Source organism: Paenibacillus tyrphae, assembly GCF_024158745.1.
Classification (GTDB): domain Bacteria; phylum Bacillota; class Bacilli; order Paenibacillales; family NBRC-103111; genus Paenibacillus_G; species Paenibacillus_G tyrfis_A.
On sequence record NZ_JAMZAW010000019.1, the window covers coordinates 106934 to 119025 of the forward strand.

At 55.3% G+C, this 12092-nt stretch carries 13 protein-coding genes and 2 riboswitches; of the genes, 4 read left to right on the plus strand and 9 right to left on the minus strand.

Translation table 11 applies throughout. From position 1 onward, the window contains the following. Positions 1-134 precede the first annotated feature (134 nt). Entirely contained in the window at positions 135-935 is an 801-nt protein-coding gene (locus tag NI000_RS25775) for a class I SAM-dependent methyltransferase (protein WP_253414241.1), read from the plus strand. 17 nt (positions 936-952) lie between these two features. On the opposite strand, the gene NI000_RS25780 is transcribed toward NI000_RS25775, so the two are convergent. Continuing rightward, positions 953-2110, minus strand: a complete 1158-nt coding sequence (locus NI000_RS25780) for a DUF3048 domain-containing protein (protein ID WP_253414242.1) — start codon at positions 2108-2110, stop codon at positions 953-955. A 293-nt stretch (positions 2111-2403) separates the two neighbouring features. On the opposite strand from NI000_RS25780, the gene NI000_RS25785 reads away from it, so the two are divergent. After that, positions 2404-3669 (plus strand): ATP-binding protein, encoded by a 1266-nt coding sequence (locus tag NI000_RS25785; RefSeq protein ID WP_253414243.1) that lies wholly within the window; start codon positions 2404-2406, stop codon positions 3667-3669. Here the strand turns inward: NI000_RS25785 and NI000_RS25790 are convergent. After that, positions 3661-4116 (minus strand): hypothetical protein, encoded by a 456-nt coding sequence (locus NI000_RS25790; RefSeq protein ID WP_253414244.1) that lies wholly within the window; start codon positions 4114-4116, stop codon positions 3661-3663. The two genes, NI000_RS25785 and NI000_RS25790, sit on opposite strands and share 9 nt — an antisense overlap. A 135-nt stretch (positions 4117-4251) precedes the next feature. Beyond that, positions 4252-4426, minus strand: a riboswitch (cyclic di-AMP (ydaO/yuaA leader). 333 nt (positions 4427-4759) lie between these two features. Then, positions 4760-4954, plus strand: a riboswitch (cyclic di-AMP (ydaO/yuaA leader). 122 nt (positions 4955-5076) lie between these two features. On the opposite strand from NI000_RS25790, the gene NI000_RS25795 reads away from it, so the two are divergent. After that, positions 5077-5487, plus strand: a complete 411-nt coding sequence (locus NI000_RS25795; protein ID WP_253414245.1) for a hypothetical protein — start codon at positions 5077-5079, stop codon at positions 5485-5487. Position 5488: 1 nt separating this feature from the next. Here the strand turns inward: NI000_RS25795 and NI000_RS25800 are convergent, their stop codons facing one another. The 4 genes from NI000_RS25800 to NI000_RS25815 all read right to left on the minus strand — a co-directional run bounded on the left by NI000_RS25800 (position 5489) and on the right by NI000_RS25815 (position 9387). Then, entirely contained in the window at positions 5489-6259 is a 771-nt protein-coding gene (locus tag NI000_RS25800; RefSeq protein ID WP_253414246.1) for a DODA-type extradiol aromatic ring-opening family dioxygenase, read from the minus strand. 141 nt (positions 6260-6400) lie between these two features. Further along, positions 6401-6943, minus strand: a complete 543-nt coding sequence (locus tag NI000_RS25805) for a glycerol-3-phosphate responsive antiterminator (RefSeq protein ID WP_010497591.1) — start codon at positions 6941-6943, stop codon at positions 6401-6403. A gap of 179 nt (positions 6944-7122) precedes the next feature. Continuing rightward, positions 7123-8625: a glycerol kinase GlpK gene (gene glpK / locus NI000_RS25810; RefSeq protein ID WP_253414247.1), complete on the minus strand. Its 1503-nt coding sequence runs from the start codon at positions 8623-8625 to the stop codon at positions 7123-7125. A 51-nt stretch (positions 8626-8676) separates the two neighbouring features. Continuing rightward, positions 8677-9387, minus strand: a complete 711-nt coding sequence (locus NI000_RS25815) for an MIP/aquaporin family protein (protein ID WP_088830658.1) — start codon at positions 9385-9387, stop codon at positions 8677-8679. Between the two features lie 416 nt (positions 9388-9803). Here NI000_RS25815 and NI000_RS25820 point away from each other — a divergent pair, with 416 nt between their 5' ends. Beyond that, positions 9804-10403 (plus strand): AAA family ATPase, encoded by a 600-nt coding sequence (locus NI000_RS25820; RefSeq protein WP_253414248.1) that lies wholly within the window; start codon positions 9804-9806, stop codon positions 10401-10403. 296 nt (positions 10404-10699) lie between these two features. Here NI000_RS25820 and trxA read toward each other — a convergent pair whose 3' ends face one another. The 3 genes from trxA to NI000_RS25835 all read right to left on the minus strand — a co-directional run bounded on the left by trxA (position 10700) and on the right by NI000_RS25835 (position 11986). Beyond that, on the minus strand, positions 10700-11014 hold the full coding sequence (trxA, locus tag NI000_RS25825) for a thioredoxin (protein WP_010497598.1): 315 nt from the start codon (positions 11012-11014) through the stop codon (positions 10700-10702). A 29-nt stretch (positions 11015-11043) separates the two neighbouring features. Beyond that, the gene (locus NI000_RS25830) at positions 11044-11463 is read right to left on the minus strand and encodes a hypothetical protein (protein WP_253414249.1); all 420 of its coding nucleotides are present in this window, start codon (positions 11461-11463) and stop codon (positions 11044-11046) included. A gap of 91 nt (positions 11464-11554) precedes the next feature. Beyond that, positions 11555-11986, minus strand: a complete 432-nt coding sequence (locus tag NI000_RS25835; RefSeq protein WP_253414250.1) for an RrF2 family transcriptional regulator — start codon at positions 11984-11986, stop codon at positions 11555-11557. Positions 11987-12092: the final 106 nt, after the last annotated feature.

Below are 12092 nucleotides of genomic sequence, written 5' to 3' on the forward strand. Positions count from 1 at the left end.
GTTGAGGGCAAAATCCTCAATCCTCTTTTTTCGTCTGGTCATAGTCAGATGAAGCGATTGTATGATAAAATAAAAATCATCAAGTTTCATTATACGATATTTAGTTTCATTATATGAAATTTGGAGGGATGACGATGGATCAGGATCGGAGCGTTAAAGCACGCATTCAGGAGCAGTTCGGCAAGCATGCGGAGAAGTATGTGGCCAGCGAGGGGCACGCGCAAGGGGACGACCTTGAAGTACTGCTTCAGTGGCTCGATCCCCGCCCCGAGTGGCGGGTGCTCGATATCGCGACCGGCGGAGGCCATGCGGCCGGGAAGCTTTCTCCCCACGTCCGGCACGTTGTCGCGACCGATTTGACCCGGCCTATGCTCGCCGCGGCGGCTGCTCACCTGGCGGGACGGGGATGCGATAACATTCTGTACACCGTTGCGGATGCGGAGCAGCAGCCGTTTCTGGACGCCGCGTTCGATGCGGTCACCTGCCGGATCGCCGCGCATCATTTCCCCAATCCCGCGCTCTTCATGCAGGAAGCGGCGCGCGTGCTGAAGCCCGGCGGACGGTTCGTGTTCATCGACAACGTCGCCCCGGAGGACGACGCCTTGGCCGCCTTCATGAACCGCTTCGAGGCCATGCGCGACCCGAGCCACGTCCGCTGCTTGGCGGTCAGCGAATGGAAGGCGCTGGCCGAAGCGGCCGGACTGCGCGTCGTTCACGAGCAAATGGGCAGGAAGCGGCATGCTTTTCCGTCCTGGGTGCGGCGGACCGCCGATACGGAGGAGCAGGCGCGGCAGGTCGAGCAGTTTATCCTTGACGGCCCAGCCTCCTGCCGCGAATACTTTTCCGTGCAGGCCGACGAAGGCACGGACGGGACGCTGCAATCGCTGCAAATCGACGACTGGCGCGTCCTTCTGGAGAAACCGGCACAGCCGTAACGTCTATTCCGGTCCCGCTAAGCGGGGTCCGGTTTTCCCGTGCCGCCGCCGGGGGCACCATACGTCACATGGCTTTCGAACGACGGATTCAGCGGCACGATCATGATGTGCGTCTGCCCCGGCCGGAATGCGGCTTCGCGGCCCTGCTCGTAATAGCGGACCGGATCGTTCGCCCTATCCCGCCTCCACTCCACCAACCTCACCTTGCCCTGCTGGAACAACAGCGCCGGACCTTTGCCGGTCAACCGAACGTCGAGTCGGCCTTCCTTGTCCAGCACCTTGTGATCGGTGCCCATCACGACCACATTGGAAGCGCTCAGCGGCTGATCGTTGTTCAGATCGGTATGCTTGCTGCCGTTGATCGAGCGTTGGTACTTGCCGCCCGCCGCATCATACTCGTAAGAGACGACATAACTTTTCCACAGAAAAGTTATGTCTACCTTGGGAGCATCCTGCGCCGCCGTCCCCATCGTCCCGACCGCTTCCGCTTCGCTTTTCGTAAAGGCGTATACCGGTACCATCGGACCTTGCTCGTCCAACCCCCGCTTTTGCGCGCCTGCGCGGATGTTCTCCAGATTCGTATACAGGTTGTGCGGAGCTTTCCGCGACTTCTCCCGCCAGAAATAAGGCCCGGCATTCGTAATCTCGTCCAGGTCAGCGATCTTCTCTTTCCGAAGCTGCTCATAGGCATCCGGACTGCCGCCCGCATGCACCTGGATGGCCCCGAAGCTTTTGCCGATATCGATAAAATAGGGCCGAATGCTGCGCACCGGGCCGATCGGCTCCGCGAACGCGCTGCTCTGGAACAGCGCTACGAGACGCGTCACCTCGCCTTCGGCCAGCACCTCGAACAAGACGTCCGCCTGCGTCAGCCCGCTTTGCGGCCGGGCCGCGGGATGGTTATTGATCATGACCATCACCGGGCGGGCGTCGCTGGGTTGCGGCAGCATCATCCCGGTCAGCGGAGCCCGGTAGGCCGGCGGCTGAACCGGTGTCGTTGGCGGCGTGTCCGGGACGGACTTCTCCGGCTCGACCGGCGCAGCGACGGGCTTGTCCGGCTGCCCGCCGCCCGTCAGGCTGCAGCCCGCCGCCGTCATGGCGAGGCAGCCCGCCAGCAGCGCGAGCCTCCCCCGCCGCCAGAACCGGCTCCATCTTCTCCATCCTCTTCGTTTCATACACGTCACCTCATCTGCATGTCCTCTAGTAATCTATATTCTAGCGAGGCTTGATTTAGAAGCGATTTCGCGCAAAAAGACGAAAGATGTGCGCTTTTCAATATATTTAACGCGTTTTCTTCCCAAAGGTTCCCAACGACCTCCGAATCTCCAAACAAATCGCAGCAGGGAAAAAGGAAAAATTGTCGAAAATAACCATTTAAGATGCCGCCGTTGTCCGAAATCGTAACGACCGGCTTGATCAGAAGATTACGTTTGCGGTTCGCTAGTCCATCGCCATCAGGAGGTGTCTTATGATTGAAGTTCTTCCCCTGCTGCTGAACATCTTTATCATTATTCTATCTATCTTTTTTTATCAAATCGTTTGTCTCGACAAAGACAGGCCGGAGCGTACCAACCGGTGGTTTCTGCTCCTGTTCTCTATCGTAGCGATGGCGATGTGCATGGCGTTTCCGATTCGCTTGTTTTCCGGGCATATTTTCGACTTGCGCTATGTGCCGATTCTGCTTTGCTACTTGTACGGGGGCCACCGCAGCTTGCTTTATATTTCCATCGCTTATCTCGCCTTCCGGTCGCTGCTCGGCGGAGAAGGCATGGTGACGACGGTGATCGTGTACGCGATTGTGTTTCCGCTAATGATCATCTTCGGTCCTTTTCGACCCACCCAGCGCAAAATCAAGCGCGTGCTTCACGGCACCGGTTTAACCCTCGTCTGGGCGCTTACAGCCGTCGTGATCTCCAGCTTTCGCACCGGAAGGGAAGACCTTCTCTTCAGTTGGTTTCTGATGAATTTAATCCTTGTTACGACCTTCACGATGGCGGTGTCACTTTTTATTTTGGAGGGAATTTATGAAAAAATGAAGCTGCGCAAAGAAGTGGAGCGCGCGGAGAAAATGTATCTTGTCGGAGAGCTCGCCGCCTCGTTCGCCCATGAAATCCGCAATCCGCTCACCGTTGTAAGCGGCTTTTTGCAATTGATGGGCAAAAATCAGATTGCGGAAGAAGCCAAACCCGATTACTTGCGTATGATGATCAACGAATTGGAGCGGGCCCAAGCGATCATATCGGATTATTTGGCGATTGCCAAGCCGAAGACCGATTCGATCCAGCTTATTCAAGTGGAGCCGTTGCTGAGGCAAATCATCGAGTTGATGTCCCCTTACGCGCTCATGAATACGGTCAGCATCGCCAGCTCCATCGAGCAGGGCCTTCAGCTCAAGGCCGATGCTTCCCGGCTCAGCCAGTCGCTGATCAACATTGTCAAGAACGGCATTGAGGCGATGCCGGATGGGGGAACGCTGGAAATGAAAGCGTACCGGAAACAGAGAAAGCTGTTGATTGAAATCTCGGATCAAGGCATCGGCATGACCCAAGCGGAGATCGACCGGCTCGGCACCCCGTTTTATACGACCAAGGAAAAAGGCACCGGCATCGGCACCATGGTCGCGCTCGGCATTATCGGAAGCATGGGGGGCCGAACCGAAGTACACAGCGAGAAGGGAGCCGGGACGACCTTCACGATCATTCTGCCCGTGCGGTCCAACTCCATCTCAGAATGAGCAATAGGCTTGCGAACGGTCGATCAAGCGCGAGCGCTCGAAGGCGGCCCCCTCATGAGCATGTCCCGCCGACGGGTTAAGCAGTTGCGCGGTCAAATCGGCCAGAGCGACTTCCGCGATGTCCGTGCGCACCGGTCCCCACGCCGCGGCATGGCTCCGAACGTAGCTGACCGCTTCGCAAACGGACAGCCCCTTCAGCTTCAGAAAGACCGAAGTCCACCGCACGATATCGGCGTACGGCTGCGTGTTCGGCACGACGTATTCCGTCCATCCGCTCACGCCGTGGCAGGACAGCTTAAGTAGTCCGCAGTTGCAATCGCGGCAATTGCCCGCGATGCGCGCCTCAATCAGCCGGCAGTCGAACCGGTAGACTTCGATATGCCCGATCCGGCTCGTCGACAAGATACCTTCGTTAACTTCGGGCAGGGGATCGCTTAATTTCAACATAAACATTCTCTCCTTTTTTTCATATAAATGGGATATTTTAGAACAATAAAAACGCAAAAAGAAGCCCAAGAGCAGAGAAACTCTACTCTCGGGCTTCTAGCACAGGAAATCACACAGGATGCAGAGGCACGATCGTCGTTCTCTCTCAATCCGCTTACGAGGTTAGCTGTCGGATTCGGGCTTGAGAGTGCCCTACCCCAGCGCTTGCAAAGCAAGCGCGAAAGGATTCACCCCATGAAACCGTCCTTCCTATCGGCGGTTTCGATTGGTTCCCCCGCTTCCCGGTTCGGGAATTCAGCGTTTGGCTTGGAATATCAAGTTGTTGACATGAATCATACGCCGGTTGCAGCGCAAAGTAAAATCCGAAACCGCACGCTATTTTCGATCTTTTCGCTTTTTTTGCATGTGGAAACGGATTCATATGGAGCCGGCATTGATTATCGATACAAAAGCTGCGCGATTCGTCGCTTTTCATCATTTTCAAGAAAATCGAAGAAATACCGAGATTCATGCAGCATAACGGAGATCGGCATCACCTCTCTCCTTCCAAATATATCCTAAGGCCGAATATGCGCTGCGGCGTTTCTTTACACCGGCTAAATCGCAGGCGTATGATACGACTCAAGTTGATTCGAAAAATTTCCAATCATGATCGCTTAATTTCCTTAACAGGAAAGCGGGGGAACCAAAACAAGCGATACGGCGCACGCCGTGAGAGCCGTGCCGCCCATCGCATTGGGGTGAATCTTGATCGCGCATGCCGCATATGCGCCAGAGTAGGGCGACTCTCACCGTCCGAACCCGTCAGCTAACCTCGTAAGCGCAGTCGAGAGAGGCATCGCTATTTACGCGTAAGACACGGCTTGTTCCGTGCCTTAAGAAGCCGCGGCGGAGCTCGTCTATTTCCGCAGGCTTCTTTCGTATTGCCTTCTCTCCTATATCCCTTAGGAGGAGAAAACCATGGAACAGGAACAGGAATATATTTTAGTATCGGCTCCCAACAAGCCCGGCGAAGCGTTTATCCGGCAGCTCAAATTCGGCAGCATTCCGTTCGCGGTCATCGTCAACAACAAAGCCGAACAGACCCGGCTGCAGGAGCTTGGGGTCGAGCGAATTGTGATGGTGGATACGAACGAGGAGAATACGTGGCTTGTCCCCGAATGGCCTGTCGGCAAAGTGTTTTTGTTCGAGAACAGCCTGGCCCTGTGCTGCCGCTATATTCGCATTTGCCGCTCCTGGACCTCGGAACCGCTGTATGTCATTACGCAATCGAACCATCCGCGCTTGATTTATAAAGGACTCGGTGCCAACTACGTGATTTATACGAACAGCGGCGAAGTATCGTTTCTGATTCATTCGGCGCACGAATAGGCTAACTGAACATCCACGCGCCGAGACTGAGCGTCCCGTACTGATACTTCTGGTACAGCAGCTTCGCCCGCCGGCTGCGGTCCGCCGCGCCCATCGCAATCAGCAGAGGCACGAAGTGCTCCGCCGTCGGCACGGCCAAGGAAGCATGCGGCGCCTGCCGCTCGTAATCGAACAAGGCATCCGAATCCCATACCGTAATCCGGTCGTACAGCCAGGCGTCGAATTGCTTGGCCCACAGCTCGGCGGCATCGTCCTGCCAATGCAGCTTGCCAAGATGATGTACCGTCCCGCCACTGCCGACGATCATGATCCCCTCGCTGCGCAAAGCCTGGAGTGCACGGCCGATCCGGTACTGTTCTTCCGGCACCAGCAGCGGATTCACGGACAAGTGGACGACGGGCACGTCCGCCGCGGGATGCATGAGCGAGAGCAGTGTCCATACGCCGTGATCGAGCCCCCGGGTATCGTCCAGCGCGCAGGCGATCCCTTCGGCATCAAGCAGCCGTCGAATGCCCATAGCGAGCAAAATATTCCCTTTCGCAGGATAAGATATACCGTACAGCTTCTCCGGAAACCCGAAAAAATCGTGCAGCGTATCCGGCTCGGCCGCCGCGCCGATCGTCTGGACTTCGCTTTGCCAATGGGCGCTGAATACGACAATTCCCTTGGGATTTGGCAGCTGCGCCCCGAGCGCTCTCAAGAAACGGGAATAGCTATGCGGCTCCGTCACAAGTGTCGGCAAGCCATGACCTAAAAAAAAGGACGGATACATTCGCGCATCATTCTCCTTTTCGATGAGCTGCTCCGGGCGGCAAAGCCTTGCGGCTGCCAGGGCCCTTGCGGCGTTACACCCGGCGGGATGCCAGATCCATTATATCGTATTCATCCGCTGACGGAGAGGAACCAATCCGCTTCAGCTCCAGAGTTCAATCCGGCTGGTCGATACGGCAATCGCGCCGGCGTTGAACAGAACGGGCAGCTCCTCCTTCTTTTCGACGAATCCGCCCAAAATGATATCGAGCCCCGTTTCGTTTTTGATCAAGTTGAGTTTGGGATAAGAGAAGCTCGGTAAAATCTCGATATAGTCCGGCTTCACTTGAGCGGCCGAATTAATAATCGTGCGGATTGAGTGGGAGTCGATAATGAAGCCGCGCTGAATGGCGCTCAGTCCGTATTTTTTGGCGTGAAGCAGGCACGACGTCCGGGTACTGATGATCCCGTCGATTTTAATCACCTTGGATAAAAAATGAATCGAAGCTTCGTCGTCTTTAATCCCTTTCACCATCTCCAGGTGAAGGTATATTTTTTTGTTCGCCTGCTTGACCGCCCCTACGATGCTTTGTAATTGGATTAATTCCCCTTCCAGCAGAAAAATGACCTCATGCGGCGAAGCGAGCGCCTTCTCTAATTCTTTAAATCCCCGGACAGCGGGAATCATGGTGTTCGGCTTCAACATAATATCCTCCTTCGATAAAAATATGAGTTCTCTCATGATGCGGATGATACTATCATAAACGAAAATAGAATGAATTATTTAGAATTTTTTAACACGCCGCTCCCGGTTCGGAAAACAAGCGAAACCGTGCTGCCGCCCTTCTCCTGAAGAAGGGTGCGACAGCACGGCCCGGTCACTGCTTATTCTTCGTCTTTCTCCCACAGCATCGTGCGATCCACGGCTTTTTTCCAGCCCCGGTACAATTTCGCACGGGTCGGTTCGTCGATGCCCGGTTCGAATACGGTGTCCGAACCTGCGCGCGCCTCAATTTCCGCTTTATCCCAGAAGCCGACGGCGATACCCGCCATGTAAGCGGCACCAAGCGCAGTCGTTTCGGTAATTTGCGGTCTTTGTACGGCAACCCCGAGAATGTCCGCCTGGAACTGCATCAGCAGGTTGTTTGCGGTCGCCCCGCCGTCGACCCGCAGCGATTGCAGCTTCAGGCCGGAATCGATCTCCATCGCCCCCAATACGTCTTTCGTTTGGTAGGCAAGCGAGTTCAGCGTGGCCCGGATCAAATGCTCCTTCTTCGTTCCGCGCGTCAAGCCGAAAATCGCACCTCTGGCGTACATATCCCAGTAAGGCGCCCCGAGTCCCGCAAAGGCCGGCACGACATAGACGCCGTCCGTGTCCTTGACTTTACCCGCGTAATACTCGGAGTCCGACGCCGAGTCGAACAGCTTTAGCCCGTCGCGCAGCCATTGAACCGCCGCACCGGCGATAAAAATGCTTCCTTCCAGCGCGTATTCCACCTTGCCGTCCATGCCCCAAGCAATAGTCGTCAGCAGCCCGGATTTCGATTCGACGGCCTTCGTACCGGTATTCATCAGCATGAAGCAGCCGGTGCCGTACGTATTCTTCGCCATCCCCGATTCGAAGCACGTTTGTCCGAATAGCGCCGCATGCTGGTCTCCCGCCACGCCCGCAATCGGGATTTCCGCGCCTCCGAACGTATGCGGGTCGGTGGAGCCGTAAACGCTTACCGACGGCTTGACCTCCGGCAGCATCGAATGCGGAATGTCCAGTTCCTGCAGAAGCTTTTCGTCCCAGCAGAGCTGCTTGATATTATAGAGCATCGTGCGGGAAGCGTTCGTGTAATCCGTCGCATGCACCTTGCCCCGCGTCAAATTCCAGATGAGCCAAGTATCGACGGTGCCGAACAGCAGCTCTCCGCGGTTCGCCTTCTCCCTCGCCCCTTCGACGTGGTCCAGCATCCACTTGATTTTCGTTCCGGAGAAGTAAGCGTCTACAACGAGCCCCGTGTTCTCCCGGATGTAAGACTCCAAGCCTCTTGCCTTCAGCTCGTCGCAAAATTCGGCGGTTCTGCGATCCTGCCAGACGATGGCGTTGTGAATGGGCCTTCCCGTATTTTTGTCCCAGATCACCGCCGTCTCCCGCTGGTTGGTAATCCCGATCGAGGCTATTTCCTGCGGGCGTACGCCGACCTTTTCCAGCACCTCGCGGGCTACACCGCTTTGCGTTCCCCAAATTTCCATCGCGTCATGCTCGACCCATCCGGCCTTGGGATAAATTTGCGTAAATTCTTTTTGTGCGGAGCCGACGATGCTGCCGTTATGATCGAACAAAATGGCGCGCGAGCTGGTCGTGCCTTGATCGAGCGAAAGCACATATTTTTTATCCATGACGATGCCCTCCGTATAGTTAAAATGTTGGATATACATGTAGCCTATGCGTTAGCTTCCGAAAACCGCATAATAAAATAGCGTTCCGAGCGAGCCGCCAACCAGCGGACCGACGATCGGAATCCAGGCATAGCCCCAGTCCGAAGAGCCCTTCTTCCCGAGCGGCAATACTGCATGCGCGATGCGCGGACCCAGATCGCGGGCCGGATTCATCGCATAACCGGTCGTGCCTCCGAACGAAAGACCGACGCCGACCAGCAGGAAGCCGACGACAAACGGGTTCAAGCCGTCCGTAAATTTGTTGGCGCCGATCGCCAAAATGCAGACAAATAAAATAAACGTAGCCAGCACTTCGCTGATCAGGTTCGCGAACGGGCTGCGGATGGCAGGTCCTGTCGCGAAGGTTCCGAGCTTCGCCCCGGTATCCTCGGTCGCTTTCCAGTGCGGCAAATATTGCAGCCACACCAGGCAAGCTCCTAAAAACGCTCCGATGAATTGTGCGGCAATATAAGACGGAACCTTCTCCCAAGGGAATTGTCCGGCCATGGCCAGCCCGATGGTAAAGGCGGGATTCAAGTGCGCGCCGCTGATCCGGCCGACCGCAAAAATCGCAATGGCGAGCGCGAGCCCCCAGCCCATCGCGATGACAATCCAGCCCGAATTCTGTGCTTTGGATTTGTTCAGACTCACTCCGGCACATACCCCATCGCCGAATAAAATTAAAAGCATCGTCCCCAGCAATTCCCCCATAAACGGAGTCATCGGCCTACCTCCCGGCATTATGTTTTGTTTTGTAAACCCTTTCAAACTTTCGCTTTAAAGAAAGACTTCCCCACTTAATTGATCATAGGTCAATATGTTTTGCACCCGAGCCCTTGCATGAAGAGCCCCTCCTTTCCAGGATAAGACAAAAAACAGCCACGATCCGAAATGTGGAAAGCTCCACTTTGGATGATGGCTGTTCTCATCTTCTCACAGCAAAACTGTTTACTTGTGATCTTTATTATAGTATAAGCGCATCGTTTCGTAAACCCTGTATCCCTAAAATTCAATTATTTGAATGCTATGCCAATTGCACCCTAAACAATCCGTATCTTGTTAAAGAAAATCGGATTTACCGTTGTCCACCGTTTTTATGATACGATGGATGGAAGAAGAAGCAGGACAGGAGGCAAGACATGCGCAAGCTCGTATTTTTCCTGGGTCCCGCCGGTGCGGGCAAGACGACCTTGGCCAAAGCCTTGGTTCGCAGGCGCCATGCGGCTTTGTTCGACATGGACACCTTATCCCGGCCCGCATCGGAGGCGATTATGACCCTCTCCGGGCTTGACCCGAACGACCGCGATTCCGACGTTTACAAAATACGCTGCCGGGATCTGGGCTACCGCATCACGATGGACGCCGCTCTGGAAAATGTGGACCTCGGCGTGAACGTGTTCGTCATCGGTCCTTTTACCCGGGAGCTCGAAGATCCGGCATGGCCGGAGAAGGAGCTGCTGCGGATCGGCGCGTCGCTGAACGACGTAGACGTCAAAGCGATCCTCGTCTCGCTTCCCGGCGAGCAGCATTACCGCGAGCGCATTCGGGACCGGGGCTTGGCCCTGGATGCGTGGAAGCTGGAGAACTGGAGCGAATTCAGCCGCTCCCTTGCGGTTCGGGAAATCCGGTGGAAGCTGCCGGCTTCCTCAATTCTCCCGTTCGATAACGCAGGCCCCCTCTTGGAAGAAAAGCTGCGGCAGGTCGAGCGGTTTATTTACGGAGATGAACCGGAGGACTAGATCGAAGCTCTTGCCTAAAAGCAAAAGGTCCCTTGTTTTCGAGGGGCCTCAGAGTGTTGAGAAACTTTAGCAGTAGAAAATCTCCGACAAATAGAGGTGGGGTATATCCCGTAAGAGTTTACGTCCGCCTTTGAAGCCCGTGAAAATACCACTAATTCTAATCAAGTTCACGGGTTTCAAGAGCGGCTGGAGGGATATACCCCACCGGCGTATGCTGAGAATTTTATACGCGAAGCGGGTTTCTCAACAAGCTAAAAGGCCCCTCGTGTTTCCGAAGGGGCCTTTTAGCGCTATCATTACAGCTGCGCTTGCACCCAAGCTTCCAGCTCCGTCAGCGGACGGACGCCTACTTGCGTACCGACCTCGACGCCGTTTTTGAACAGCTTCAGCGTCGGAATGCTCATCACGCCGTATTGTCCCGCCGTTTCCGGATTGTCGTCTACGTTCACCTTCGCAATCTTCACCGAATCGCCGAGCTTGCCGTTCAGCTCCTCAAGTACGGGAGCGATCATTTTGCAAGGACCGCACCAAGGCGCCCAAAAATCGACCAGCACCACACCTTCTTGAATCGCATCTTTAAACTCCGCATCTTTGACATTGACAATAGCCATCTCAACCACTCCTTAGGTTAATTTTAGGTTTAACGCAGGTTCTCCAGATTGAATCCAAACGGAAACCGGGAGGCGGGAGCCTTCCACCCGCTCGGTCCGGGAAGGCTCGGCTTCCGCCCTCCCGCCGCTTGCGCGGATGCCGAGGGCAGCATGGCGCTCAACTCTTCAAACCATGCCTGATCCCGGGTTTGCAGCGCCAGCTCGATCAGATCGTGCAGCGCCACTTCGTCCGCAAGCAGCCCGTCGGGCTCGGGCAGCCGGGTTACTTTCGACTGCCGGGCCTCCGTCACAAAGCCTACCGCTTCGGCGCGGTCGCATTGCGTAATCCGAACCCGCAGCGCGCCATTTCCATCCGTCCATTCGACGTATCCGATAAACCTTTCGTCCTTCCAGGAAGTCCCGCTAACCCAGTCGCCTTCCCGAATCAGCCCATGATTTGCAGCTGCCATGTTGATCACCCTCCCTTTTTAACACCATTAAACGGTTATGAAACCTTTGAAACGACTGAAACTATTTTGATAACAGTTGTGTTAAAAAAAATTAGCTCTTTCTCTGCTGCTTCGCGAGGACGCGTTCCAGCACGTCTTGAATCGTCAGCCGCTGGAGGTACGTCAGCATCTGCTCCTCTGCTTCCGTGAATATATGATCCATCACCTCGGTCATATTGCAGGCGACGAGGCAATCCTCCTCCACATTCCCCGAGCACCAGGACGGCTTAATCGAACCGAACGATGTGGCGCGGTAAATCTCGGCAAGCGTGACCTCGTCCGGCTGGCAGCTTAACGCAAATCCTCCGCCGCTGCCTTCCTTGGTCGTCACGTACCCCTGCTTGCGCAGACATCCCATCACCTTGCGTACACGGGCCGGATGCGTATCCACATTGTGGGCGATCATATCGCTGGTGGCCATATGATCCGGCCGATAGGCGAGCAGCACGAGGCTGTGGACGGCAATCGTAAATTCGCTGTTCACCGGGCGGCTCCCTTCTCTCCGTTCGCTTACTGTAATTATAATAATAACAGTTACTTTTGTCAATCCGCTTATGCACGGGTTTTCCGAACGACAAAAACAGAGCCGT

Coding starts and splice junctions, on each gene's coding strand:
- NI000_RS25815 (WP_088830658.1), bottom strand. CDS start 9,387: ATGACTCCGTTTATGGGGGAATTGCTGGGGACGATGCTTTTAATTTTA.
- NI000_RS25830 (WP_253414249.1), bottom strand. CDS start 11,463: ATGGCAGCTGCAAATCATGGGCTGATTCGGGAAGGCGACTGGGTTAGC.
- NI000_RS25800 (WP_253414246.1), bottom strand. CDS start 6,259: ATGTATCCGTCCTTTTTTTTAGGTCATGGCTTGCCGACACTTGTGACG.
- NI000_RS25805 (WP_010497591.1), bottom strand. CDS start 6,943: ATGTTGAAGCCGAACACCATGATTCCCGCTGTCCGGGGATTTAAAGAA.
- NI000_RS25785 (WP_253414243.1), top strand. CDS start 2,404: ATGATTGAAGTTCTTCCCCTGCTGCTGAACATCTTTATCATTATTCTA.
- NI000_RS25780 (WP_253414242.1), bottom strand. CDS start 2,110: ATGAAACGAAGAGGATGGAGAAGATGGAGCCGGTTCTGGCGGCGGGGG.
- NI000_RS25790 (WP_253414244.1), bottom strand. CDS start 4,116: ATGTTGAAATTAAGCGATCCCCTGCCCGAAGTTAACGAAGGTATCTTG.
- glpK (WP_253414247.1), bottom strand. CDS start 8,625: ATGGATAAAAAATATGTGCTTTCGCTCGATCAAGGCACGACCAGCTCG.
- NI000_RS25820 (WP_253414248.1), top strand. CDS start 9,804: ATGCGCAAGCTCGTATTTTTCCTGGGTCCCGCCGGTGCGGGCAAGACG.
- trxA (WP_010497598.1), bottom strand. CDS start 11,014: ATGGCTATTGTCAATGTCAAAGATGCGGAGTTTAAAGATGCGATTCAA.
- NI000_RS25795 (WP_253414245.1), top strand. CDS start 5,077: ATGGAACAGGAACAGGAATATATTTTAGTATCGGCTCCCAACAAGCCC.
- NI000_RS25775 (WP_253414241.1), top strand. CDS start 135: ATGGATCAGGATCGGAGCGTTAAAGCACGCATTCAGGAGCAGTTCGGC.